A 24,658-nucleotide genomic window follows, 5' to 3' on the forward strand; every position below is an offset into this window, starting at 1 on the left:
GCGCGAGCGCGAGGGGGTGTTGAGCTCGGCGGCGGTGGCCGAGCGCCCTCCGAAGCCGATCACCCCGGGCGTAGTGTCGATCATCATGACGCCCCCGAAACGTCCCAACGTCCTGCTCGTCACCGCCGACCAGTGGCGCGGGGACGCCCTGTCGGGGGCCGGTCATCCCGTCGTGCGCACCCCCTACCTCGACGAGGTCGCCGCCCGGGGAGCCCGCTTCGACCGCGCCTACAGCGCCACCCCCTCGTGCATCCCGGCCCGCGCCGCCCTCCACACCGGGCTGTCCCAGCGCTCGCACGGCCGAGTCGGCTACCAGGACGGCGTCGTGTGGGACTACCCGGTCACCATGGCCGGCGAGTTCGGCCGCGCCGGCTACCAGACCCGCGCGATCGGCAAGATGCACGTCCACCCCGAGCGCAACCGGATCGGCTTCGACGAGGTCGTCCTGCACGACGGCTACCTGCACTTCGCCCGCGACCGCCGCCGCGACCCCCGCCTCCACGACGACTACCGGGCCTGGCTGGCCCGGCGCACCGGCGATCCCACCGCCGACGAGGCGTCCCTCGGCCTCCAGTGCAACTCCGTGGTCGCGCGCCCTTGGGACGGACCCGAGGCCCTGCACCCCACCAACTGGGTCGTGTCCGAGGCGATCGACTTCCTCTACCGCCGCGACACCACCGCCCCCTTCTTCCTCAACCTGTCCTTCCACCGCCCCCACCCGCCCTACGACCCGCCGGCCTGGGCCTTCGAGCAGTACCTGAGCGCGCCCGCCTACGACCCGCCCGCCGGCGACTGGACCGGCATCTACGAGGGCTGGCGCGACGACTCGCGCGCCGACGCCAACGTCGCCACCTACGACCCGGTCACCGCGCATCGCGCCCGCGCCGGCTACTTCGGGCACATGTCCCACATCGACGCCCAGCTCAACTACTTCCTGGAAGTGCTCGCCGAGTTCGGCGAGCTCGACGACACCTGGATCTGCTTCACCTCCGACCACGGCGAGATGCTCGGCGAGCACGGCATGTGGCGCAAGGCCTACCCCTACGAGGGTTCGGCGCGGGTCCCGCTGCTGCTGGCCGGTCCGGGGCTGCCCGGGGGAGTCGCCAGCGACGAGGTCGTCGAGCTGCGCGACGTCATGCCGACCCTGCTCGACTGCGCCGGCCTGGACGTGCCCACTGTGGACGGTTCGAGCCTGCTTCCCTTGGCGCGTGGCGAAAGCGGCGCCGTGCGCGAATACTTGCACGGTGAACACCAGCTCTTCGGGCAGTCCATGCACTGGATCACCGACGAGCGGTACAAGTACGTGTGGCTGTCGGGCGACGGCCGCGAGCAGCTGTTCGACCTGAGCGCCGACCCGACCGAGTGCCGCGACCTCGCGGGACTCGACCCGGAAGGCCTCGCGGCGCAGCGGTCGCGGCTCGTCGCCGAACTCGGCGGCCGCCCCGAAGGCTACGTCGACGCCGGGCGCCTGGTCCCGGGCCGGCCGGCGCGGACGCATCTGTGAACGGAGGCACGTCAATGGCCGAACGGCTGCCGCTGGTGTTCGTGCACGGGATCCGCATCAGCGGGACCGTGTGGCGGCCGGTCACCGAGATCGTCGGGCGCCGCCATCCCGTCGCCTCCCCCGACCTTCCCGGCCACGGCGGCCGACGGGACGTGCCCTTCACCCTCGACGCCGCCGTGGACGCCGTCACCGCCGCGATCGACGCGCTCGGCGGCCGCGCGCTGGTCGTCGGGCACTCGATGGGCGGCTACGTGAGCATCGCGACGGCCGCGCGGCACCCCGAACGCGTCGCCGGGCTCGTCGCACTCGGCTGCACCGCCACGCCTCGCGGCCCGCTCCTGGCGATCTACCGCATGGCCGCGCGGATGGCCTCGGCCAACCAGCGCCGCGCCGACCGCTTCAGCACCTGGGCCTTCCGCCGCACCCTCCCGCAGGCCGTCGCGGAGGCCATGGTCGCCGGCGGCCTCGACTCCACCACGATGCCGCAGGTCGTCGACGCCCTGTCCGGCCTCGACCCGAGGACCGAACTCGGCGAATATCCCGGACCCGTGTGGCTGGTCAACGGCGGTCGCGATCCCTTCCGCGCCGAGGAGAAGGCCTTCCTGCGGGTCTGCCGCGACGGCCGCCTGATGGTCCTGCCCCGCCGCACGCACATCAGCTGCCTGGCCGACTCCGAGGTGCTCGCCCGGATCGTCAGGGAGGCCGCGGACGTCGTCGAGGAACGCGCCCTCGGCGGCAACGACAAGACCCCCGGAGAAAACCCCGGGGGTCATGCCGCCTGACCTCATTTCAGGTCTTTCGGACCGCAGTCCTATGTGGACTATCTCACATGGACGGTGCGGCCCCGCCGCGGCGGTCGGGTCCCGAAGAACCCGGCCACCGCGCCACCTCGACTAGTTGGGCTCGATCTTCCCGGTGAGAAGACCCAGCACGACGTAGTTGTCGGCGTACATCGCGTTCTGCACCACCGGGTCGGTGTCGGCCGGGAACGCCTTGACCCGGCCGCCCTCCTTCGCGGGGTTGTTGCCCAGACGCTCGAACAGCGGAACCATCGGCAGCAGCTCGTTGAACACGATCGCCGCCTTGGTGACGTTCTGCTTCTGCTCGGCCTCGTCGAGACCCGAACCGGCGTCGTTGACGACGGTCGTCAGGTCCAGGTCGCCGTAGATCTCCGACTTCACCTTCAGCTCGAAGGCCATGCCCTTACCGCCCTGGTTCTTGGCGATCGGGATGTTGTGCGTGAACAGGTCCGCCACGAACGAGAAGTGCGGGTGCGGGTGCGCCGAGGCGCCCCACTGCTGGATCGCCAGCTGGAAGTTGCCCTTGTCGATGTCGATCGGGGCCTGCGTGAACGTCACACCGCGCGGGGTGACCTTGATGCCGAAGGAGGACAGCTGCTCGGCGGCGTTCGTACCGGCCTGCGACCAGTCGGCGAACTCCGACGGGAACTGGATCTCGTACTCGGCGGCCTTCCCCTCCTTGGTCTTCCAGGTGTCGCCGTCCTTCTTCCAGCCGGCCTCGGTCAGCAGGGCCTCGGCCTTGGCGAGGTCGTACGGGTAGGGGTTCAGCTTGGCCTTGTCCTCAGGCGTCAGCCACTGGTCGATCGCGCCGTCGGCGAAACCGGCCATGAACTCCACGCCCTTGCCCGACTCGCCCAGGGCGACCTTGCCGTTGTCCACGCGGTTGATGGCGTGGGCGATGGCACGGCGGACACGGACGTCCTTGAACTCCGGCAGCTTGTCCAGGTTGAACAGGATCGCCGGGCCCGAGTAGTTCGGCGGGCGGATGATCCGGAAACCGGCCGCCTTGAACGCCGCCTCCGACGCCACCGGGAACCCGTGCGTGGCGTAGTCGACACTGCCGTCGGACACCAGCGGCGTCACGTCGGGCGTCTCACCGTTGTACAGCACGACCTTGTCGAACTTGACCGTCCCGGCAGCGAACCCCGAGGGGTTCTTCACCAGGGTGATCTGCGTGTCCGCGACCGTTCCGTAGTCGATGTCGTAGGGACCCGACACGTTGTACTTCTCGGGACGGAACTCCTGGAAGGACTTGCCCAGCTCGACGCCCTCGGCGTCGTCCATCGTCTTCTTGCCGTCGATGAGCGCCTTGGCCTTGCCGGCCCACTCGCCGTACACGGCCGTCGACACGATGTTGCTGCGCAGCAGGTAGCGCTCGACGACCGTCGAGGGCTTGTTCATCGTGATGGTGAAGGTCTGGGCGTCGGGCGCCTCGATCTTCGACACGAAGTTCCACAGCGGCGAACGCTGGATCCACTGCACGTGGAAGGTCGTGAGGTAGTCCTCCGACGAGATCGCCGTACCGTCGCTCCACTTGAGCCCGGCACGGATCTTCACCGTGTAGGTGTTGGCCGCCGCGTCCGCGCTGTGCGACTCGGCGATCAGGTACTCCCACTTCTTCTCGGCCCAGTAGTAGTAGGCCGACGGGAGGCACAGAAGGTCACCGTAGGGACCATCGGTGAGAATGCGGGTGGGGACACCCGCGAAAGGCGTACCGGCGTTGTTGTAGTGGCCCTCGGGCGAGACCTTGAAAGGCCACGCGCCGTGGAACTCGCCACCGCCTTCGCCTTCGCCATCAGGCGAAGCGGGCGAGCAGGCGGCCAGTCCGGACACGCCGACCGCGCCGACGGCGCCGACGCCCGCCAGCTGGAACAGCCGCCGCCGCGACAGGTCGAAATCTTGGGTGGTCACTGGTCCTCCTTGTGAGGCATAAACCGTCGGGAGCGACGGATCAGAACGATTGCGACGGCGCCTAGCGCGATCCCCAGACCGAGCGTGATCACCGTGATGACGAACTCGGCCGTTCCGGACTCGACGAGCAAGAGCATGAGCAGCGAACCGGCGACCAGAAAGCCCGCCAGGTTCAACACCGCTCGCGCCAGCAGCGAGTTCACTCGCCGCCGCCGGACCGGGCACGGGGAACGTGCAGGGGTGAGGCACCTCCGACCACGTGGCAGGAGACCTCGCGGTCGGTGGCCACGGTCTCTAGTTCAGGCCGCAGCACATCGCAGGTGTCGGCTTCGAAGAGCGGGCACCGGGGGTGGAAGGAGCAGCCGGACGGAAGATCGGCGAGGCTCGGAATCTCCGAGCTGCGCAGACCGCCGCCGGCTTTCTTGGTGCGGGTCAGGTCGGGATCGGGTTCGGGAACCGCGTCCAGCAGCGCCTTCGTGTAAGGGTGCTGAGGGTCGTTGATGACCTGCGGTGTGGGACCGAACTCGACGACCCGGCCCAGATACATCACGGCGATCCGGCCGTGCCAGCCGAAGTACTTCGCGATGGCCAGGTCATGGGTGATGAACAGGAAGCCCACACCCAGGTCGTCGCGAAGCCTGCCGAGCATGTTGAGCATGCCGATCCGGATGGAGACGTCCAGCATCGACGTCGCCTCGTCGGCGATGATCAGTTTCGGGTTGAGGGACAGCGCCCGCGCCACCGCGACCCGCTGCCGCTGCCCACCGGACAGCTGATGCGGGAACTTCGGCAGATAGGACTCGGCCGGACTCAGGTCGACCTGCTCAAGGAGCTTTGCCGCCTGCTGCCAGCCGTCTTTGCGGCCCTTCGCCACACCATGCTTCTTGAGCGGCGTGGCGAGGGTGCGATGAATGTCGCGGATCGGGTTGAGCGACGCGTAGGGATCCTGGTGCACGTACTGCACCGACTTGCGGTAGTCGGTGAACTCCCGCTTCGACATCGACCAGATGTCGCGGCCCTGGTACTCCACCAGACCCGCGCTCGGACGCGCCAGACCGGCCGCCATCCGAGCCGTGGTCGTCTTACCGCAACCCGACTCACCGACCAGGCACAAGACCTCGCCCGGACCGACCGACAGGTCGACGTTGTCGACGGCCTGCAGATCGCCCTTGCGGGTCTTGAAGGACTGCGAGACACCGCGCAGGGTGATCAACGGCTCCGGCCGCGCCGCGGCCGACGCCGGCTCCTCGTGCACGATCGTCTCGGTCTCGACGCCGTTTCCCTCAAGCATGTGCCACCACCTTGCGCTCGTAGACGACGTCCTGCCAGCGGACGCAAGCCGCCGCGTGCGTCTGGCCCGCCGCCCGCTCCGTGATCGGATCGAGCTCCGGATCGACGCTCGTGCACCGCTCCTCGACGTACCCGCAGCGCGGCGCGAACGCGCACCCGCTCGGCAGGTTCGACAGACTCGGCGGCGTACCCGGAATCGACGCCAGCTCCGGCAGATCGCCGACCACCGGCGGCACGGCCTTGATCAGGCCCACCGTGTACGGATGCCGCGGACCGTAGAAGATGTCACGCGCCGTACCGGTCTCGATGATCCGCCCGGCGTACATCGTCGCCACCCGGTCGGCCAGCTCGGCGGCGATCGCCAGGTCGTGCGAGATGAACACCATCGCGAACTTGCGCTCCGCGCGCAGCTCGTGCAGCACGTCCACGATCGCCCGCTGCGTCAAGATGTCCAGCGCCGTCGTCGGCTCGTCCAGGATCAGCAGCTTCGGATCCAGCAGCAGACTCATCGCGATCAGCACACGCTGCCGCATCCCGCCCGAAAGCTCGTGCGGATAACTCGGCAGAACCCGGTTGGGCTCCAGCCGCACCGCACGCAGCATCTCGGCACTGCGCTCCCAGATCTCCTTCTTCGACGGCTTGCGCTCGCCGTCGGGGTGGGCGCGGATGGTGTCGCCCATCTGGTCGATGATGCGCAGCACGGGGTTGAAGGAGTTCATCGCGCCCTGGAAGACCATGGCCGCGTCGCGCCAGCGCCACTTGCGCAGCTCCTGCTTGCGCAGGGCCAGAACGTCGACGCTCTCGCCCTTGCGGCCGTTGTAGGTGATGCTCCCCTTGGGGACGCTGCCCAGCTTCGGCAGCAGCCGGAGCAGGCCGAGCCCGAGCGTCGTCTTACCGCAACCCGACTCGCCGACCAGGGCGAGCGACTGGTTGGGGTAAAGGTCGAAGTCGACTCCGCGGACGGCCTCGACCGTCTTGCCGTCGCCGGTGCGGTAGGCGACGTGCAGGTCACGGACGGACAGGATCGGGCCGTCGGTCTTCGGCGGATCTGTGGTCGGCAACGGTCACACCCTTCTCTACTTGTCCCGCAACCGCGGATTGAGGATCTCTTCCAGCGAACGGGTCAGCATGATCAGACCGAGCTGGAGGAGGGCGATCATCGCGATGGGCGCGAGGATGTAGGGCATGGCCGCGGGCAGGAACATCGCGCCGCCGATCCAGGCGCTGTTGATCATGATTCCCCAGTTGGCACCGGCCAGCGGCGCGAGGCCGAGGACGTAGAGGCCGACGAGGGCGTAGATCGCGTTGGTCACGGCGATGATGAAGTTGATCAGGATGTAGCTGGCCATGTTCGGCACGATCTCGCCGAACACCACGCGGGTGGTGCCCAGGTCGAGCAGCTTGGCGGCCTCGACGAACTCGCGCTCCTTCAGTGACAGGGCCTGCGCGCGGATCGAGCGCATCAGGACCGGCCAGGTGAGGCAGCCGATGATGAGCGCCAGCGCGATGGGGCTGTCGAGGCTGAAGAAGGCGCCGAGGACGGCGAGCAGGACGATCTGGGGGATCGTCATGACGATGTCGGTCAGCTGGAGCATGAAGCCGTCGAAGCGGCCGCGGATGTAGGCGGCCAGCGAGCCGATCACGACCGCGATGACGGTGGTGATCGCCGCGGCGAGGAAGCCGACGAGGACGACCGTCTGTCCACCCAGCACGATCTGCTTGAGGGTGTCCTTGCCCGAGCCGTCGGTGCCGAGCCAGTGGCCGGCCCTCGGCGGGCCCCAGATCGCGTCGACGTCGGTGGGGTTGGAGCTGTCGACGAAGATCGGCGCCAGCGCCGACATACCGAGGATCAGGGCGACGATGACGAAGCCCGCGAAGCCGGTCTTGCTGCGGGTCAGCTCGCGGAAGAAGCCGCGCAGCGCGCCCCGGTTGGCCGCCCCGGTGGTGGGGGCCGTGGTCACCTGTGCCACCGGTCAGGCCTCCTTCTCATCGCTGCGGATGCGGGGGTCGAGCACGCTGTAGACGAGGTCGGACAGCAGGTTCGCGGTCACCACGGTGATCGTCACGATGAGCAGGACGCCCTGGATGACGGGGTAGTCGCGGGCCTGTACCGAGTCGAACAGGGTGATGCCGATGCCCTCGTAGCGAAAGATCTTCTCCACGAAGATCGCGCCGCCGACCACGAAGCCCGCCTGGGTGGCGATCTGCGCCACGAGCGGCAGGACGGCGTTGCGGCCGACGTAGGAGGTGCGGATGCGGCCGTCGGTGAGGCCGCGGGCGCGGGCGACCATGACGTAGTCCTCGCCGAGGATCTGCGTCGTGGAGGACTTCATGATCAGCGCCCAGGTCCCGACCGTGGTCAGCACGTAGGTCAGGATCGGCAGGCTCGCGTGGTAGAACGCGTCCTGGACGAAGGCCAGGGAGAACTCCGGTTCGATGCCGGGGGAGAGTTTCCCGCGGATCTGCCCGTAGTTGATGATCCCGAGCTGGACGGCGCCGAAGACGACGATCATCAGCGCGAGCAGGTAGTTGGGGATCGCGTGCAGTGTCGACCCGATCGTGGAGATCGCGTGGTCGAGGAACCCGCCCCGCCGGTAGGCCATGGTCATGCCGAGCAGCAGTCCGATGCTGACCGAGATGATCAGGGCGATGCCGACGCTGAACAGCGTCCACGGCAGGTGCGTGGCGATCTTGGTGGTCACCGAGGTGCCGGGCGACAGGATCGACATGCCGAAGTCACCGCGGACGATGCCGCCGAGGTAGTCGAGGTACTGCTGCCACAGCGGGGTTCCGGGGTCGAAGGAGAACAACGCCGCCGCCTGTGCTGCCGCGGCGTCGTAGGTCATCCCGTACTGACCGATCTGAGTGTTGATGTAGACGTCGACCGGGTTGCCCGGAAGCAGACGGACGAGGAAGAACACGCCCGTTGCGACGACCCAGACGATGAAGATGGCCCGCAGGATGCGGCGAAGCACGTAGCTGCGCCAAATCCGTCGGGGGATAGACATGCCGTCGCCCACTTTGGCGGTAGCGACGGAAGGGCTGACGGTTGCCACCCAGCTCCTCCCCAAGATCGACTGTGATCCGGTACGGAGTGAGCGGGCTCACTCCGGCGCGATGTGCGTTGGAGCGTAACCCTTGCGCGATATTGCGCGCCAGAGGCGGTATCGAATCGTTATCTTCCATCTCAGTACATGATCGTCAACGGAGAGTAACCGAATGTCCACGCCGGATAGTTAGTGCGCCTTGCTGTCCGAATATGGAATCTAGCGTGCTCGGCAGGGGTTTTGTGCCTTCGGGAAGGGGGTAAAGGCGGCACTGGAGGATGGTGCAGTTTCGCGCGCGCACAATGCGCACAGGGCCGCTGCGCGTAAACACTCTTTAATAACGAGCGTGCAGGGCTTGCGGAAGCCCGTCGGTCGCCGCGAGGCGTGCCGGGCACCCCCGAGGCCGTCGCAGTTTCGCGCACGAGTGATCAAACGCGAGCGCTCAGCGCTCCTGGCCCCGCCGGCTCTCCACGTTGCGTCGCACCCGCGCTGACAGAACCGTCACGAAGGCGCTGACGAACACGACGTCGAAGATCATGTGCGCCGTCACCAGCAGGCGCGCGCTCTGGCCCTGGGCGTGCACGTCGCCGTACCCGACCGTCACCATCGTCGTCACCGTGAAATAGAGCGCGTCGGTGCGCGTCAACAGCCCCACGAACTCACTCGGCTGGGCCTTGGCGAGGAAGAAGTACGCGAAGGAGAAGGTGAACACCGTCAGCGCGACGAGGTAGAACAGCGACTCCAGGCGCACCCCGCTGTCGTCGGAGGCGGTCACCTGCGCGCGGATCTGCCGCGCGAACAGCCACCCCAGCCCCGCGACGGCCAGCACGCACACCAGCCCGCGCGGGATGAACGCGGCGTCGTTGGCGTCGATGGGCAGCACGTAGAAGCCCACCAGCCCGGCGACCAGCACCAGCCCGACGCGCAGTCGGCGCCGACGCGCGCTGTCGTGCCTGCCTTTGAACACCCGGGCCCCCGTTCCCGTCCTCCCTCCTATCTACTGCATGGAGGAGGGACGGGTGGGGTCCTTGGCGAACGTCAGGCCGTCGCCCGCGCCGCCGCGCGCCCGGCCTGGCGGCCCGAGAAGATGCAGCCGCCCAGGAACGTCCCCTCCAGCGAGCGGTAGCCGTGCATGCCGCCGCCCCCGAAGCCCGCGACCTCGCCGGCCGCGTAGAGGCCCGGCAGCGGCTCGCCGTCGGCGCGCAGCACGCGCGCGTCGAGGTCGGTCTCCAGGCCGCCGAGGGTCTTGCGGGTCAGGATGTTCAGCCGCACCGCGATCAGCGGGCCCGCCTTGGGGTCGAGGATGCGGTGCGGCGACGCGACCCGCACCAGCTTGTCGCCGCGGTAGTTGCGCGCACCCCGGATGGCGGTGACCTGGAGATCCTTGGTGAACTTGTGGCGCATCTCCCGGTCGCGCGCCTCGATCTGGCGGCGCAGGTCGGCCTCGTCGATCAGCGGCTCGGCCGTCAGGCCGTTCATTCCGCGCACGAGCTCGGTGAGGGTGTCGGCGACGATGAAGTCGGCGCCCTTCTGCTTGAAGGCCTCCACCGGCCCCGGCGCGCCCGCCCGCACCCGCTGAAGGACCTGCCGGACGCTCTTGCCGGTCAGGTCGGGGTTCTGCTCGGAGCCCGAGAGCGCGAACTCCTTCTCGATGATCTTCTGCGTGAGCACGAACCACGTGTACTCGTGGCCGGTGCCCATGATGTGCTCCAGCGTGCCGAGCGTGTCGAAGCCCGGGAACAGCGGCGGCGGCAGGCGCCGGCCCGTCGCGTCGAACCACAGGCTCGACGGCCCCGGCAGGATCCGGATGCCGTGCTCGGCCCAGACCGGCGCCCAGTTCTCGATGCCCTCGGTGTAGTGCCACATCCGGTCGGGGTTGATGAGGTTGCCGCCGGCCTTCTCGCTGATCGCGAGCATCCGCCCGTCGACGTGCTCCGGGACGCCCGACAGCAGCCGCTTCGGCGGCGTGCCCAGGCGCTCGGGCCAGTTGCGGCGCACCAGCTCGTGGTTGCCGCCGATCCCGCCCGAGGTCACCACCACGGCCTGCGCCGACAGGTCGAAGGAGCCGGACACCTCACGCGAGGAAGCCTCCCCGCGCCCGACCGCGCTGTCGGCGAGCACGCTTCCACGCACCCCCGTCACCACGCCGTCGGAGAGCACCAGCTCGTCCACCTGATGCCGGAACGCCAGGGTCACCAGGCCCTTCGCGACCGCCTCGCGCACCCGCCGCTCGAACGGCGCCACCACGCCCGGGCCCGTGCCCCACGTGACGTGGAAACGCGGTACCGAGTTGCCGTGACCGTCGGCGAGATACCCGCCCCGCTCCGCCCAGCCCACCACCGGGAAGAAACGCACACCCTGCGCGTGCAGCCACGGGCGCTTCTCGCCGGCGGCGAAGTCCACGTACGCCTCCGCCCACTTGCGCGGCCACGCGTCCTCCTCGCGGTCGAAACCCGCGCTGCCCAGCCAGTCCTGCCAGGCCAGGGCGTGCGAGTCGCGCACGCCCATCCGGCGCTGCTCCGGCGAGTCGACCAGGAACAGGCCGCCGAAGGACCAGTGCGCCTGGCCCCCCAGCGAGGCCTCCGGCTCCTGATCCAGGAGGATCACCTTCCGGCCGGCGTCGGCCAGCTCCGCCGTGGCGACCAACCCCGCCAGTCCGGCTCCGACCACAATGACGTCAGCGTCCATGTGCCGCCTCCCTATCTGTGCGCAGAGATTTACCACAGGAACGGCCCCCGCACCAAGCAGTGAGGAGTTTCGATGACAAGCCGACTCGCGCTCGTCCGGCGACCCGGGCCCCGCCTCACCGAAGGCATCGTCACCCACCTCGAACGCACCCCCGTCGACGCCGGCCTCGCCGCCGCCCAGTGGGACGCCTACGTCGAAGCCCTCACCGCCAACGGCTGGACGACCCTCGAAGCGGCGCCCGCCGACGACTGCCCCGACGGCGTGTTCGTCGAGGACACCGTGGTCATGTTCCGCAACGTCGCCGTCATCACCCGACCCGGCGCCGTGGCGCGGCGGCCCGAAACCCCCGCCGTCCGCGCGGCCCTGGAAGACCTCGGTTGCCCCGTCGCCGAGCTACGGGGGCCCGCCACCCTCGACGGCGGCGACGTCCTCAAAGTCGGCGACACCGTTTATGTGGGCCGCGGCGGGCGCACCAACGCCGCCGGCGTCGCCGCCCTCCGCGCACTGCTCACCCCACTCGGCGCCCACGTCATCGCCGTCCCCCTCACCGACACCCTCCACCTCAAATCCGCCTACACCGCACTCCCCGACGGCACCGTCATCGGCCACACCCCCCACAACCCCCTCTTCCCTCACTACCTGCGAGTGCCGGAGGAGAGTGGAGCCCACGTCGTCGATCTGGGGAACGGCCGGCTCCTCATCGCCACCTCCGCACCCCACACCACAGACCTCCTCGCCGACCTCGGCTACACACCCGTCCCCGTCGACATCAGCGAGTACGAAAAGCTCGAAGGCTGCGTGACCTGCCTCTCCGTACGCCTCCGCGCACAGCACCACCACGCCGAAAGATGACCCACAAGCCCAGTTAGACTGACCGCGCGCCCTCGTAGCTCAGGGGATAGAGCATCGGTTTCCTAAACCGTGTGTCGCAGGTTCGAATCCTGCCGGGGGCACGGCGCTGCCTTGTGCTCGCTTCGCTCGCACGGTGGGGAGACTCCGTCTCCACCCACGCCCCCTCTGGCTGGGGTTGCGGGTGGTGGGGTGCCCCGGCCGGCGGCGATTCTCTGCTGACCTCGTCCTTCAGGCCCTACTCATCTGCCTGGTGTCGTGTCTTTTCCCAGGCGAGTGGGTCGCTGTCGATGACTTCTTGCGCGATGGCGCGTGCGCTCGCGGTCTTCAGGGCGGCGAGGCTGCTGTCGATCCAGCGTCCGACGGTGGAGACACCTTGGTGGCCGTACTCGACCGCCTGGATCAGGCACTCGAGCTTGTCGGCGTCGCGGGCGCACACTGCTTCGAGGGTCTCCCCGGCTTCGAACTCGGTGATCGCGTCGCGGATCGTCGTGGCGACGGGCTCGGGGCAGCCGGCGGTCTGGTCACGGGTTATCGCCTCGGGGGTGGCGGCCGTGAGGTAGTCGCGGCCGATCTTGGGGATGTCGCCGATGCGCGTCTCAGGTGTGTCGTGGAGCGTGCAGAGCATTGCCGTCCTCGCGGGGTCGGCGCCTTCGAGGCTGGCGATGACCATTCCCGTGACCGAGGTGCGCCAGCTGTGTTCGGCGATGCTCTCCGGGTCCCTGATGCCTGCGATCCACCAGCCTGAGCGACGCGCGCGCTTGAGGAGACCGAGTTCCAGCAGATAGTTCGCGGTTCCGGCGGTGGGATCAGTCATGCCTGCTCGCTCCATTTCCGGGTACGAGGTCGGCGAGGACCCCGGCGATCGAGCGTAGTGCTCGGCGGGCCTGGGCGGACACCCGGTCAGATTCTTCGAGCGGCGGAATACGTTCGAGCAGCGAAGAGGTCGTCTCGGGATCGTCGATCACGAGGCCGCGTTGCGAGCGAAGCAGAAGCCACAGGTGCTGCACATCCCGGAGGGCAAGCGCCCGGTGGTCTACAACCTCGCCGTAGACCGGGTCCGCCCGGATCGGGACAGGATGAACAGCTAACGGTGGTCTTGCTGGTCAGGCCGAGACGTCGTTGGGGGCGGCTCGTTGTTGCCTTCACCGCGTGGTGGCCGAGCGGGTGGTGCTCTTCCAGGCCAGCCCCGACCGGGTGACACAGCCGACTCCGGTACCGGCGCAGGCCGGGGGGCTGGACCGGCGATGAGGTTGGGTCTGACGAGGGGCTCAGTACAGCGACCGGTACACCAGCACCCCCAGCGGGTTCTCACCCGTCGGCTTCCCGGTGCGGGTCCCGTCCCAGTCGCCGATCTCCAGCGTCTCCGAGGGAAGCACACCCGGCTCGGTCAGCACCTCACCGAGCGGGAAGCCGAGGACGACATCGGCGTACGCGCCCGTCTCCAGCAGTTTCTGCCGGTACCACTCCAGCTCACCCGGGCCCTTGTACGCCTCGCTCTCGGACTTCATCTCCCAGATGTGCAGGACGTTGTTGTCGTCGAGCACCCAGTTGTCGATCTTGCCGATGTTCCCGGTTCCCTTTTTGCTTCCGCCCGGGACGATCAGCTCACGTACTCCGACGGTCCCGGTCAGTCCGTTGGCCTCCAGGTGCTCCTTGATGAACTCGGTGGCCTTGTCGCGCGCCTTGTCGTGACGCGGGGTCTTCAGCTTCGCGGGGTCGGTCTCGGGGGCGCAGAAGTCCTCTGTGGCCAGCTGATGCTCGCCGAGCTTGTTGTCGATGAGCAGGGCGGCCAGCCCGTCTCCGCCGTCACGGCAGATCTTGATCCCGCCGTTCTTCTTGTGGAGATCGCGTTGCAGCTCGGGCCAGTCCTCGTTCCAGAGCGAGTCGGCGCCCTCACCCCAGGCCCGCTCGACCCTGATACGCACAATCCCCTTCACGTCCGCATCGAGCAGGTCGGTCGCGTCGTTGAGTGCGCCGGCCAGCTCGGCGGCAGTGCTCGCGGTGGTCAGGACATAGCGGTAGAGGTCCCCGCCGGAGTCGAGCCCGACGACCCACGGCCCGCCCTTCGAGGCGTTCGGCGCGGTCAGGGTTACGGTGCCGCCGGGTGCCCGGTCGAGGAGATCGCGGGTGAAGTCGACGGCCTCCACGACCCGCATCATGTCCTCGTACGTCCGGGCCGCCGCCAGGCTCTCGGCGATCGTCCCGATCCCCTGGAAGCGGGCGCCGGCGGCGTTGAGGTGGAACAGTGCAGGCTGGAGCCGGTACTCCTCCACCTTCGCCATCGCGTCATTGACGGCCGGACCGTCGAGGCCCGCGTCGAGCATCCGGTTCATCGCGTCGACCGCGAAGGGGACATACGCCTTGTCCAGGCTCGGCAGGGCCTTCGCCGGATCGACGCCCTTCCCCAGCAGCCGTTCGTACGGCTTGGAATCCGGTCCGTACAGCTCCTGGCAGTAGGCGCCGGCGATGACCGTGACCTGGATGGTCCCGCCAGGAGGAGCGGGGTTGGGTGCACTGAACTCCGCGGTCGTGCTCGCCCCTGGGGCGAGCTGCCCGATCGGGCGCGGCATCGGCGGCACCACCGGGATCGCGCCGGAGTAGACGGTGCCGGTCCCGGGCGCGTTGCCGGTGTTGGTGGTGGTGACCGACCACGAGCAGGTCGGGGTGTTGCAGTCGCTGGAGTTCAGCTCGGTCTCGAACCGGGGCTGCTCGGGCGGTAGGTCGGCGGTGCTCGGGGGAGCCGCGCCGCTCGCACCGGGCTGGTCGGTGGTCTTGGGCATCCCCGGCGGTGTGGTGCCCTTGCCCCGCATCGCCGCGTCGGAGTCCGTCCGCGCTTTCGCGGCACCGGAGGCGTCCTCAGGATCGGGCGTCAGCGCGATGGAGGCGCTGCCGGGACCGTCCTTGACGTGCTCCGTCAGTCCTACGGGGACGATGTGCGCTCCGGGGCCTATGGCGGCCGACGGGTGCAAGCCGCCGGAGTCGATGGGGCCCGCCAGCGAAACCACGCGCACCGGGGCGTCGCGGGTGAGCTGGAGCTCCCAGTCGCCGGAGACGATGGTGGTCACCGCGCTCCCGTCCACGATCGTGTCGTGGTCGACGGGCTCGCCGTGCCCGGAGACCGCGCGGACCAGGTCAGCTAGCGCCGCCGGACTCAGCGAAGACGCGACGTCGAGCGGGAAGGCCATGGCCGCCTCCGGCCGCACCCAGTGGTCGCGGACACGGCTGACCCGGTCCGGCGCCCGCGACAGCCACCACTCGGCGTTGCCATAGACGGCCGAACCGTCGGGGGTGGCCATGAGCGCGGCGGTGCCAGAGCCGGGATCATCGACGGTCCCGGAGGCGTAGCCGTCGGCGGTCACGGTGAACGTCCCCGACACCTCGTGTCCCCCGGCGCTGTAGACGTAGCCAAGCCGCACGGCCGGTGCGGCATCGAGGACATCGGCGGCACCGGCGACGAACTGCGTGGCCGGCCCCCACGGCTTCCAGGCGATCAGGCCGGTGAGCCCGATGCACGCCAGCAGCACCCCGACGACGGCGAGGGCGTGCCAGCGCGTCAGTCGGATGCTCGGGGGATCGGTGGGCGGAGGCGGTGGGGACCAGGGACGCGGTGCGGGAGTCGGGGGCGGGCCTACCGGCCAGATTGGACGGGGCCGATCAGGGTACCGGGGATCCACAGAGGTCCTCCTCGCATTGGCCGACGTGACCGGCGTCCTGGCACCCCCGCACGCCGATCGTCGTCCCGGGCGCGGTTGTGGCGGAACCGGTGCCGGTCGTGCGGAGGATGCTTCTAGACCGTCGATCGATATGTCAACAAACGACGACGGGAGGAGGGCCGGGGACCTTGGGGCGAACTGACCCCGGTATTCCCGCGACGACACCGTTGTCCCTGGTGTCGTCGCGGTGGCGGACTTTCCGTCGACCTTTGAGGGCCCGGGGCATTGATGACGGTCTGTCAGAATTCCGACGGGACGCGCCAGCACGGACGACACCCGTGGGAGGAGGCCCTGCCAGTCAGGGCCGCCGTCCGAATGGGATCAGCGATGAGGAGGATTTGCCGAGCCGGCGATAGAAACGGGACACTGTCGCGCGTCGGGCTGTTCGGCCGATGGTGATCGAGGTGGCCGGTCGCGCAAGGTCATCGCCATGGCTCAGTGGGAGAAACGGCCGCCGGGACACGACCACCGCGTCGAGGTCGCCGACGACACCCGCGTCACCGAGCTGTACCTGAAAGCCGTCGACCAGTTCGGCAGCGACGAACCCGCCGTCCGCCTCGGCGGTGTGCACGCCCTCGACCGGCTCGGCCGCGAACACCCCGAACACCGCCAGGTCATCGTCAACCTCTGGTGCTCCTACCTGCGCATGACCAACCCTCAGCCCACCAACCCCGGCCCAAACGATGCCCCCGAACCACCCCGCGAAACCACCGTCAGCAGCGAAGAACAGCACGTCCAGACCACCATCGCCGAACTCCTCACCGCACGCCTGCGCGACCCGCGCCCCCACGCCGAACGCAACCCTCGCATCACCCCACCCCCGGTGACACCCACCTTCTGGGGCCCTCTCGACATCGACCTCAGCAACACCCGCCTACCGGCCGTCGACCTGAGCGACTGCTGGATCGCCACCGCCACCTTCACCAACACCACCTTCACCACCGACGCCAGGTTCAGAGGGACGGTGTTCACCGACGACGCGGGGTTCGGCGGGGCGGTGTTCACCGGTTACGCCGGGTTCGGCGGGGCGATATTCACCGACGGCGTTTGGTTCGGCGGGGCGGTGTTCACCGGCTACGCGGGGTTCGATGGGGCGGTGTTCACCGGCGGCGCCTCGTTCGCCGAGGCGGTGTTCATCGGTCGCGCGGGGTTCGTCGAGGCGGTGTTCACCGGCGGCGCCTGGTTCGGCAGTGCGGTGTTCACCGACGACGCCGCGTTCGGCGGGACGGTGGTCACCGGCCGCACCTGGTTCAACGCGGCGGTGTTCACCGGCCATGCCTGGTTCGTCGGGGCGACGTTCACCGGCCGTGCGGACTTCTCCGGGGCGGTGTTCACCGGCGGCGCGGGGTTTATCGGGGCGGTGTTCACCGGCGGCGCCGGGTTCGGCGGGGCGATGTTCACCGGGCGCGCCGCCGGGTTCGGCGAGGCGATCTTCACCGACGACGCCGGGTTCGACACGGCGGTGTTCACCGACAATGCCAGTACCGATGGCCTGATGCTGCTGTGGCAGGACCCCGAGACCGAAACCGCGGCCGCCGAGGACGCCGTCGGTGGCTGACCGACGCCCACCGATCGGGGTTGAGCCGCCGGTACTCGACCATCGTCTCCAACGCGGCGATGTCGGCCGGGTCGGGCCACCGCCCGCGCGCGGTGACGAGATCCCGTGCCCGACGACGAGCGCGGCCGGTCGCCGCGATCGTCGAGACCCACAGCAGCAGGCCCGCGTCCAATGAGGTGCGGCTCTGCGCGCTGGTGGACAGGCTGGTTCGTCGCGGCGATCCCGAGGGTGGACGCGGTGTCTGTGCCGCCAAGGATGCGGCGACCACTCGCGCCCACCACAGCCGGCGGGTGCGGGTGGTCGCCTTCTCGGTGCTACGGCCGAGACAAGGGCCGGACTTCGAGTTTGCGGTCGCAGGTCTTCGACGCTTCGGTGGCGAGTTCGAGTGCCGCGTCGAGATCGTCGGCCTCCCACACCCAGAAGCCGACGAGGTATTCCTTCGACTCCACGAAGGGCCCGTTGGTGAACAACGGCTGCTCGCCTCGGTTGTCGACGACCGTGGCCGCGTCGGTGCCGGCGAGTCCGCCCCCGAATACCAAGTGGCCCCCGGCGGTCAGTCGTCTGTTCAACGCGCTGATGGCCGCGTGCCTGTCGTTGCTGCCGGGGTTGCTCTTGTCATCGATCACCGAGATCAGGTACTGCATCTGACGTTCAGCTCCTCTGGGGTTGAGACAGCGTGGTTCGCGGTTGGCCGGCCGGGAGCTTCAGGCGGTGGCGTACCGCGGGCGCCCCGCCGGCCGGTAGGCCTGGATCGTCACGCCCTTGGAGTCGACACGCGACTCGATCAGGTCGAGCGCGATGTCGGGACCGGACTGTGGGAACAGTCGTGCGCCCTGGCCGAGGATCACCGGGATCACGATCAGAGTCATCTCGTCGACCAGATCGTTCGCCAGCAGCCACCGGATCAGGACGGCGCTGCCGTGCACCTGCAGTTCACCGCCGGGCTTGGCCTTCAACTCACCGATGGCCGCGGCGAGGTCACCGCGAAGAACGGTCGTGTCCTTCCAGCCCGGCGCCGACAGCGTGGTCGAGGCGACGTACTTGGGGCTGTTGTTCAGGGCCACGCCGATGGGGTGAACGCGCATTTGGTTGACGGCTCCCCAGGAGCCGGCGAACATCTCGTAGGTGTGCCGGCCGAACAGGTACGCCTCGGCGCGCTGGAAGGCCTGCGTGATGAACGCCCTGGTGTCGTCGTCACCGGCTCCCCGGGCCCATCCGCCGCGCTCGAACCCGTTCCTGCGGTCATCGGATGCGGCGCCGTTTCCCTGCATCACCCCATCGAGGGTGACCTGAGTCATGGTCGTCAGCTTCATTGTCGGTGGTTCCTTCGCCCTGGGCGCCGCCCCTGGTGGGCGGCCTCACCCCTACTACGAACGGCACCACCCCGATCCGACACCGCCTCCAGACCCTTTTCGCCAGGCTGGTGAGGGCGGAGCCGTCTTGGTCCTACCAAGATCGTCCGAGTGCGCGGTAATGACCGCTATCGGGCACTTGGCCGATGGTGACCTTGCAGGTCGCCGCTGGCAACCTGTCCCACGCTCGCGACCCCGCGGCCGCCGCCCAGCGCGATGCGATCCAGAACTGGTCGGCGGCCGTCACCGGACCTCGCCCCAGTTTTAAAACTGCGATAGGCTTCGCGGCATGACCGACCCCGCGAACCCCGCTGTCGACCCGGGTTCTCTCGGCACGCGCATCGAGGACCTCACCGCGGCCCTTGAGGCCGGCACCGCTCCGGCCGGGCGCCTGCTGGGTCTGCCCGAGCTGCCCGGCGACGGCGTGTGGGTCGACACCGCGGGCGCCGCTGCGGTTGTCGGCGTTCCCTCCCAGACCATCACCGGCTGGCTCAACCGCGATGCCCCCAAGGCGCTGCCGTTCCCGACGCCACTGCGGATCCTCTACCGCCTCTACTGGCCACTGGCCGACATCGAGGCCTGGATGGCCGCCCGCCCGCCGCGCTGAGCCCATGGCCGCCTGCACCTCCTCACGCTTTTAAAGCTGCGGGGCGGTGGCGTGCCCTCCGGTTCGCCGGTGGGCTTGGCGACGGTCCCGGTCGACGCCGCGCAGCTCGCGGAGTACGTGACCACCGCGCACCGCGTCCAAGACGACCCGCTGCCCGGCGTCGTTGCCGCCGGTGCCGTGCTGAAGACCTCCCGGCATGAGTGACTGCGGGGCGCCACGAACATCGAGGTCGGCTCAAGATCGGGTCAAGGAAATCCGCTCGTAGCGCACGCACACTTGCCGCGACACCATCCCGGTATCGAATGATCGGAGCGGTATATGAAGACCCTCGGCGGATTCGGCGACCGGCTGCTCGCGCGGCTCGTCCCCAAGGCCCGCGCGCACGCGACCGTGTGCTTCTTCGAGCATGTGTGCAAACCCCACTTCAGTTGCGTGAAAACCGGCGTTCGAGTGCAGCGCAAGGTCTGCACCAATGGTTACAAGGGCCCTTGGGTGGCTGCCGGCTGCTGCTAGCGGCCGAGAGCCGCGTGGGTGGGCCACGCGGCTCTACGCCCTCGGCCCGTCGCGCCCCGGTACTCGCTCCGGCCGCGCGTGTGAAGGTGATCAAGCGTTGCGTCTGGTCGCCGCTGGAGGCCGTCGGTGGCTGCGGCCGCCTCCCGCCCGGAGACTTTAGGTGAGGTGGCCGACGTGGCCTTCGCCGTCGGCGCGCCGGTACCACGTTTCGGCCTCGTCGAGGTTTCCGCGCTGTTCGAGCAAGATCCCCAGGTTGTACATCGCGTCGGTGTGGCCGGCTTCGTCGATGGCGCGCCGGTACCAGGTTTCGGCCTCGTGGAGGTCACCGCGCTCCTTGAGCAGGTTCCCGAGGTTGACCATCGCGTCGGTGTCATCGGCTTCGTCGATGGCGCGCCGGCACCAGGTTTCGGCCTCGTCGAGGTCCCCGCGCCGCTTGAGCAGGGCCCCGAGGTTGGACATCGCGCCGATGTCACCGGCCTGGTCGATGGCGCGCCGGTACCACGTCTCGGCCTCAGCAAGGTCCCCACGCTGGTCGAGCAGGACCCCGAGGTTGAACAGCGCTCCGGTGTGGCCGCCTTCGACGGCGCGCCGGAACCAGGTCTCGGCCTCAGCAAGGTCCCCGCGCTGCTTGAGCAAGACCCCGAGGTTGGACATCGCGCCGATGTCACCGGCCTGGTCGATGGCACGCTGGAACCACGTTTCGGCCTCAGCAAGGTCCCCACGTTGGTTGAACAGGAGCCCGAGGTAGGACATCGCGTCGGTGTGGCCGGCTTCGACGGCGCGCCGGTACCAGGTCTCGGCTTCGTCGAGGTCGCCGCGCTGGTCGAGCAGGACGGCGAGGTTGGACATCGCGTCGGTGTCGCCTTCGGCGGCGCCATGCCGGAACCAGGTCTCGGCTTCGTCGAGGTCGTCGCGCTGGTGGAACAGGGCCCCGAGGTTGGACATCGCGTCGGTGTGGCCGGCTTCGACGGCGCGCCGGTACCAGGTCTCGGCCTCGTCGAGGTCGGCGCGCTGGTGGAACAGGGCCCCGAGGTTGAACATCGCGCCGGTGTCGCCTTCGGCGGCGGCGCGCCGGTACCAGGTCTCGGCTTCGTCGAGGTCGTCGCGCTGGTCGAGCAGGACGGCGAGGTTGAACATCGCCTCGGTGTCGCCTTCGGCGGCGGCACGGGTGGCGGCGGTGATGGCGACGTCGGATAGGTGGTCGTAGGCAGCCAAGCCGATGCTCTATTCCTGGGGTGGTGTGGCGTGGATTCGGGGAATGGTCCAAGTCTGGCCGACGAGTGCTTCGCCGCCGAGTGCGCCCGAGCCGCCGCCGAGGGCACGCTCGGATGTCCTCAGTGGACGCACCTCCCCGGGTGACCGGTGGGGTGCGGCGCCTTGCGCCGGCTCCACAGCATGATCCCTACCCGGCGCCACCCGGGTCGAGCGGAGAGCGGGCCGCCGTCGCCCCTAACGGGTCGTGTCGCATCCGTCCTGCAGACTCCGATGCGACGACACGACTCGATCCCCGAGGAGCAGCGCATGGGCATGGTGATGTCCTTCACCGCGGTGACCGCCGCCGAGGCCGAGAAGGCCGCCGCCGACCCCGACTGGGCCCGTGACCTCCTCTGGGAGGACGGCCGCCGCTTCGCCTACCTCGACAAGGCGTGGGCCGGGCTCGACCACCTCTTCGGGGCGGCCGGACTCGGTGTGCGCCTCATGGTCGAGGAGACGATCGACGAGGACGGGACCCTGGAGATCCGCGGCCCCCAAGAGGTCGCCGCCACAGCCGAGCTGCTCGGCCGCACGCCGTTCACGGCCCTCGCGCACCACTTCGACGGCGCGGCCATGACCGCCGCCGCCGTCTACCCTTCCTCGCTGTGGGAGGACGGCGACGACGCCATCGCCTACCTCAACGGGCACTATCAGGGCCTCGCCGACTTCTTCCGCGCTGCCGCCACCGCGAAGGCCGCGGTCATCGCGCACTTCAGCTACTGACCGGCGCACACGAGCGCGGAACTCGTCCCGAATGTCCCCGCGCGGCGGAGGACCGCGAGAGAATCAGCCGAACGGCCGAGTTTGTCCGGCTCAGCCAGGTGGGTATCCACCTCTCCGGCGGTCTGGTCATCCGCTGCTTTGGGTGACCGGCTCAAGAAGAGGGGGGCCCGCGCGTTCTCGAGACGTACGGGGAACACCGCCACAGAAGCAGTGCCCGGAGGCCCGCCCTCCGGGCACTGCTTCGCGCCTGGACACTTCGGCCGGGGCTGAGCGTGTCGGCGAGGCCTTGCTCGAAAGTCCGAACTTCACCGTCGCCTTGTTCGGCCACTCTTCGCACATCACCCGAGGGTGAGCCATCGGATCCCGAGGCGTTCGACCAGCATCGTCTCGGCGGCGTCCAAGGGTTCGCGGCCGGTGGCCTTGCGCAGCAGGTGCGGCTGCTCCCAACCCAGCCGGCTCGCCGCCGTTCGATGATCCGCCCCGAGAAGCAACTCCAGCACGGCGTCACCGGCCGCGGTGGTCAGCCACGGCGCTCGCCCGAGCGCGTCCGCCAGGTCGAGGCCGTGGACCGCGACCTCAACGACGCGGGTCAGCAAGAACTCCGACAGGAGCATGGCATCGCCATGGCGTGTCCGCACCGTCCGGCCGGAAGGCTGGTCCCGGACGAGCTCATCGGCCCGTCGCCAAGTGGCGGAGAAGGCGGCGGCGCCGTCGGCGGCCTCCGAGGCCCGTTTGCGGCCCAAGGCGATACGCGCGTCGTTCGTCTCGGCCGAGAAGCGCTCGTCAGGCCGGTAGTACTCGACCGCGGAGACCTCGGCCTCGCCGGGCGGCGGCGCCTCCAACATTCCCGGAAGCCGGTCGACCGTGGCGGACACGTGCCCGAGTAGCTCCCGCACCGACCACGGGGAGCAGCGCGTCGGAAGATTCCACTCCACTTCGGACAGCCCTGTGACGGCTTCGGTCAGCGCCTCGGCTTCGAGGCGAAAGGCTTCGAGTACACGGTTATGATCCACGGCGGCGACCCTACGCGGGCTCACCACAACGGCTCCCCGCCGGTGAACTCGGTGAGCAGATCGCCGTATCCGTAGGAGATCAGCGGGGCGCGGTGCGGCGATAATCGCCGTGTGGACCTTCCCCTCTGGCTCCTCATCCTTGCCCTGCTGCCGCTCGGTGGCCTTGCCTACACGGCATGGCTGATCGTCGGTGCTGTGCTCGCCCATCGCACTGTCCGCCTCAGTGATCCGGTGGCCGGTGAGTTGACGGTGGTGGCGGTCAGTTCACCGTCGAGCGGGCCGGGACGTGTGTCCTTCGTGCTCGACGGGGTGGTTCGCGGCGCCGGCTTTGCCCCCACGGCGGTGAAGCGGGAGGGGCGCATTGATCGGGGGCGGTGGCCCTGGCCGGGGACTGTCCTCGATGTGGAGGTGGAGCGGGGGGATCCGGCGCGGTTCAACATCAACTGGCCTGCGGCTGGGGTCGACGGTGCGGAGGCGGCGCGGCGGCTTGCGGAGGAGATGCGACGTGGGGAGGCGTGACCTCCTCATCGGTCGCCGGGCGGGGTTCGCCGCGCTCTTTCTCGGTGGCGACGGCGGCGGCGGACAGCAGTGTCGCTGCGGCGAGGGAGCCCCAGAGGGCGGTTGCGCCGTGGGGTGCCAGTGCGGTGATGACGGCGGGGGAGACGGCCAGGCCGAAACCCGTCGACAGCTGTAGGCGGGCCAGTGCTCTTCCCAGGAGGTGGGGCGGGGCGAGCGTGGTGATGAGGGGGGTGGCGCTGCCCACGTAGAGGATTTCGCCGAGGGTGCAGACCACCGAGATCGCGGCGAGGGCGGGGGCGGCCCAGCCGTGGCCCAGCGAGGTGGCGGCCAGGCATCCCAGGTAGGAGGCGGTGAGCACCACTCCGGCGAGGGCCAGCACCACGCGTCGGGGGAAGCGGGACATGAGCATGGTGACGGGGACTTGGAGGGTGACCACCAGGACCGTGTTGGCGACGTAGATGGCCGCCGACCACATGGGGGACGCGTGCAGTTGGGTCACGATGATGAGGGGGAGGGCGATCTCGGGGATGTTGAGGCAGAAGGCGTAGATGACGTTGGCGGCCAGGATCGTGCGTAGGCGGGGTGGGGTTTCGGCGTTCGTGCCCTTGGTGGGGGGTGGGGTGGTCGCCCGGATCTTGACCGACCACGCCAAGGTCGCGGCGGTGAGGTAAGCGAGACCGGTGACGGCCGCCAGTACCTGCAGGGCCGTGGTCCCGCCGGCCAGGCAGGCGGTGGCGAGCAGGGCGCCGACTCCGAGGCCGGCGTTGCGCAGGGAGCGGGCGGCCGCGAGGGCGGTGTCGCGTTCCCGGCCGTGGGCGATCGTGGCGACGAGGGCGGCGTGGGCGGCGGGCCATGCCTGGTTGCCGATGCCGAGGAACAGCGCCGCGGTCGCGAACATCCAGACGTCTCCGGTCGGGGCGGCCAGCAGCAGGGCCACGCCCAGCACTCGGACCAGCATCGACGCAGCCACGACGGTGCTGCGCGCTCCCCGGTCCAGCCATCGGCCGACCATGGGCATGCACAGCAGTCCCACGACGATGCCGACCGTCATGGCGACGCCGGTGGCGGGCGCCGACAACTCGAGCACGGTCACCCCGTAGAGCAGCAGGAAGGGCCGCAGCAGGCCGGTGCCGAGCGCGTCGACGGCCAGGGCCACGGCGTAGCGGGGGCCTCCGGAGGCCCGGACGAGGGCACGCGGCCAGATCTTGGTGAGGGTTGCCATGGCGCCAACGGTGCGGCCGACCGCCGGTTTCGGCTCGTCAGTTGACGGACATCGTCAACCGACGTGGCCGATGGCCGTCCGGCCGGTGATGA

General features: G+C 69.4%; 24 protein-coding genes and 1 tRNA gene. 10 read left to right on the plus strand and 15 right to left on the minus strand.

All coding sequences use genetic code 11. The features are described from left to right. The first annotated feature begins 85 nt into the window (after positions 1-85). A complete protein-coding gene (locus AB0I28_RS15170; protein WP_357493497.1) occupies positions 86-1,504 on the plus strand; it encodes an arylsulfatase in 1,419 nt (472 codons plus the stop codon). A 14-nt stretch (positions 1,505-1,518) separates the two neighbouring features. Next, on the plus strand, positions 1,519-2,286 hold the full coding sequence (locus AB0I28_RS15175) for an alpha/beta hydrolase (protein ID WP_357493499.1): 768 nt from the start codon (positions 1,519-1,521) through the stop codon (positions 2,284-2,286). A gap of 111 nt (positions 2,287-2,397) precedes the next feature. Here AB0I28_RS15175 and AB0I28_RS15180 read toward each other — a convergent pair whose 3' ends face one another. From AB0I28_RS15180 to AB0I28_RS15215, 8 genes are all read right to left on the minus strand, one after another. Continuing rightward, positions 2,398-4,215 carry an ABC transporter substrate-binding protein gene (locus AB0I28_RS15180; protein ID WP_357493501.1) on the minus strand — a complete coding sequence of 606 codons (1,818 nt, stop codon included), beginning with the start codon at positions 4,213-4,215 and terminating at the stop codon, positions 2,398-2,400. Further along, entirely contained in the window at positions 4,212-4,418 is a 207-nt protein-coding gene (locus AB0I28_RS15185) for a hypothetical protein (protein WP_357493503.1), read from the minus strand. Before AB0I28_RS15185 ends, AB0I28_RS15180 begins: the two co-directional genes overlap by 4 nt. Then, positions 4,415-5,506, minus strand: a complete 1,092-nt coding sequence (locus AB0I28_RS15190; RefSeq protein WP_357493504.1) for an ABC transporter ATP-binding protein — start codon at positions 5,504-5,506, stop codon at positions 4,415-4,417. The genes AB0I28_RS15185 and AB0I28_RS15190 overlap by 4 nt, the downstream gene beginning before the upstream one ends. Further along, positions 5,499-6,566 carry an ABC transporter ATP-binding protein gene (locus AB0I28_RS15195; RefSeq protein WP_357493506.1) on the minus strand — a complete coding sequence of 356 codons (1,068 nt, stop codon included), beginning with the start codon at positions 6,564-6,566 and terminating at the stop codon, positions 5,499-5,501. The genes AB0I28_RS15190 and AB0I28_RS15195 overlap by 8 nt, the downstream gene beginning before the upstream one ends. A 15-nt stretch (positions 6,567-6,581) precedes the next feature. Next, on the minus strand, positions 6,582-7,475 hold the full coding sequence (locus tag AB0I28_RS15200) for an ABC transporter permease (protein ID WP_357493508.1): 894 nt from the start codon (positions 7,473-7,475) through the stop codon (positions 6,582-6,584). A gap of 3 nt (positions 7,476-7,478) precedes the next feature. Next, positions 7,479-8,513: an ABC transporter permease gene (locus AB0I28_RS15205; protein ID WP_357493510.1), complete on the minus strand. Its 1,035-nt coding sequence runs from the start codon at positions 8,511-8,513 to the stop codon at positions 7,479-7,481. Between the two features lie 481 nt (positions 8,514-8,994). Beyond that, positions 8,995-9,519 (minus strand): potassium channel family protein, encoded by a 525-nt coding sequence (locus tag AB0I28_RS15210; protein ID WP_357493512.1) that lies wholly within the window; start codon positions 9,517-9,519, stop codon positions 8,995-8,997. A gap of 71 nt (positions 9,520-9,590) precedes the next feature. Beyond that, positions 9,591-11,240: an FAD-binding dehydrogenase gene (locus tag AB0I28_RS15215; RefSeq protein WP_357493514.1), complete on the minus strand. Its 1,650-nt coding sequence runs from the start codon at positions 11,238-11,240 to the stop codon at positions 9,591-9,593. Positions 11,241-11,312: 72 nt separating this feature from the next. Here AB0I28_RS15215 and ddaH point away from each other — a divergent pair, with 72 nt between their 5' ends. Together ddaH and AB0I28_RS15225 are read left to right on the plus strand one after the other, a co-directional pair. Continuing rightward, positions 11,313-12,092: a dimethylargininase gene (ddaH, locus tag AB0I28_RS15220; RefSeq protein WP_357493516.1), complete on the plus strand. Its 780-nt coding sequence runs from the start codon at positions 11,313-11,315 to the stop codon at positions 12,090-12,092. A 28-nt stretch (positions 12,093-12,120) separates the two neighbouring features. Continuing rightward, positions 12,121-12,193 (plus strand) — tRNA-Arg (locus AB0I28_RS15225). A 134-nt stretch (positions 12,194-12,327) separates the two neighbouring features. Here AB0I28_RS15225 and AB0I28_RS15230 read toward each other — a convergent pair. Both AB0I28_RS15230 and AB0I28_RS15235 read right to left on the minus strand, forming a co-directional pair. After that, positions 12,328-12,906 carry an HD domain-containing protein gene (locus AB0I28_RS15230; RefSeq protein ID WP_357493517.1) on the minus strand — a complete coding sequence of 193 codons (579 nt, stop codon included), beginning with the start codon at positions 12,904-12,906 and terminating at the stop codon, positions 12,328-12,330. A gap of 454 nt (positions 12,907-13,360) precedes the next feature. Further along, positions 13,361-15,616 carry a hypothetical protein gene (locus AB0I28_RS15235; RefSeq protein WP_357493519.1) on the minus strand — a complete coding sequence of 752 codons (2,256 nt, stop codon included), beginning with the start codon at positions 15,614-15,616 and terminating at the stop codon, positions 13,361-13,363. 619 nt (positions 15,617-16,235) lie between these two features. Between AB0I28_RS15235 and AB0I28_RS15240 the strand changes: the two genes are divergently transcribed. Next, positions 16,236-17,363 carry a pentapeptide repeat-containing protein gene (locus AB0I28_RS15240; protein WP_357493520.1) on the plus strand — a complete coding sequence of 376 codons (1,128 nt, stop codon included), beginning with the start codon at positions 16,236-16,238 and terminating at the stop codon, positions 17,361-17,363. 314 nt (positions 17,364-17,677) lie between these two features. On the opposite strand, the gene AB0I28_RS15245 is transcribed toward AB0I28_RS15240, so the two are convergent. Both AB0I28_RS15245 and AB0I28_RS15250 read right to left on the minus strand, forming a co-directional pair. Continuing rightward, the gene (locus AB0I28_RS15245; RefSeq protein WP_357493522.1) at positions 17,678-18,007 is read right to left on the minus strand and encodes a YciI family protein; all 330 of its coding nucleotides are present in this window, start codon (positions 18,005-18,007) and stop codon (positions 17,678-17,680) included. A 60-nt stretch (positions 18,008-18,067) separates the two neighbouring features. Then, positions 18,068-18,676, minus strand: a complete 609-nt coding sequence (locus tag AB0I28_RS15250; RefSeq protein ID WP_357493524.1) for a dihydrofolate reductase family protein — start codon at positions 18,674-18,676, stop codon at positions 18,068-18,070. 328 nt (positions 18,677-19,004) lie between these two features. Between AB0I28_RS15250 and AB0I28_RS15255 the strand changes: the two genes are divergently transcribed. From AB0I28_RS15255 to AB0I28_RS15265, 3 genes are all read left to right on the plus strand, one after another. After that, positions 19,005-19,322, plus strand: a complete 318-nt coding sequence (locus AB0I28_RS15255; RefSeq protein WP_357493526.1) for a hypothetical protein — start codon at positions 19,005-19,007, stop codon at positions 19,320-19,322. 69 nt (positions 19,323-19,391) lie between these two features. Continuing rightward, positions 19,392-19,526, plus strand: a complete 135-nt coding sequence (locus AB0I28_RS15260) for a hypothetical protein (RefSeq protein WP_357493528.1) — start codon at positions 19,392-19,394, stop codon at positions 19,524-19,526. A 114-nt stretch (positions 19,527-19,640) separates the two neighbouring features. Then, positions 19,641-19,835 (plus strand): hypothetical protein, encoded by a 195-nt coding sequence (locus AB0I28_RS15265; protein WP_357493529.1) that lies wholly within the window; start codon positions 19,641-19,643, stop codon positions 19,833-19,835. A gap of 156 nt (positions 19,836-19,991) precedes the next feature. On the opposite strand, the gene AB0I28_RS15270 is transcribed toward AB0I28_RS15265, so the two are convergent. Beyond that, positions 19,992-21,050, minus strand: coding sequence for a tetratricopeptide repeat protein (locus tag AB0I28_RS15270; protein WP_357493531.1), 1,059 nt, complete (start codon positions 21,048-21,050; stop codon positions 19,992-19,994). 270 nt (positions 21,051-21,320) lie between these two features. Between AB0I28_RS15270 and AB0I28_RS15275 the strand changes: the two genes are divergently transcribed. Continuing rightward, complete coding sequence (locus AB0I28_RS15275; RefSeq protein WP_357493533.1) at positions 21,321-21,812, plus strand: DUF1877 family protein; 492 nt, start codon at positions 21,321-21,323, stop codon at positions 21,810-21,812. A gap of 338 nt (positions 21,813-22,150) precedes the next feature. Here the strand turns inward: AB0I28_RS15275 and AB0I28_RS15280 are convergent, their stop codons facing one another. After that, a complete protein-coding gene (locus AB0I28_RS15280; RefSeq protein WP_357493535.1) occupies positions 22,151-22,825 on the minus strand; it encodes a maleylpyruvate isomerase family mycothiol-dependent enzyme in 675 nt (224 codons plus the stop codon). 111 nt (positions 22,826-22,936) lie between these two features. Between AB0I28_RS15280 and AB0I28_RS15285 the strand changes: the two genes are divergently transcribed. Then, on the plus strand, positions 22,937-23,344 hold the full coding sequence (locus AB0I28_RS15285; protein WP_357493536.1) for a hypothetical protein: 408 nt from the start codon (positions 22,937-22,939) through the stop codon (positions 23,342-23,344). Here AB0I28_RS15285 and AB0I28_RS15290 read toward each other — a convergent pair. After that, positions 23,265-24,566 carry an MFS transporter gene (locus AB0I28_RS15290; protein ID WP_357493538.1) on the minus strand — a complete coding sequence of 434 codons (1,302 nt, stop codon included), beginning with the start codon at positions 24,564-24,566 and terminating at the stop codon, positions 23,265-23,267. The two genes, AB0I28_RS15285 and AB0I28_RS15290, sit on opposite strands and share 80 nt — an antisense overlap. Positions 24,567-24,658: the final 92 nt, after the last annotated feature.

The sequence above is a fragment of the Phytomonospora sp. NPDC050363 genome, assembly GCF_040655735.1.
In the GTDB taxonomy this organism is placed as follows: Bacteria; Actinomycetota; Actinomycetes; order Mycobacteriales; family Micromonosporaceae; genus Phytomonospora.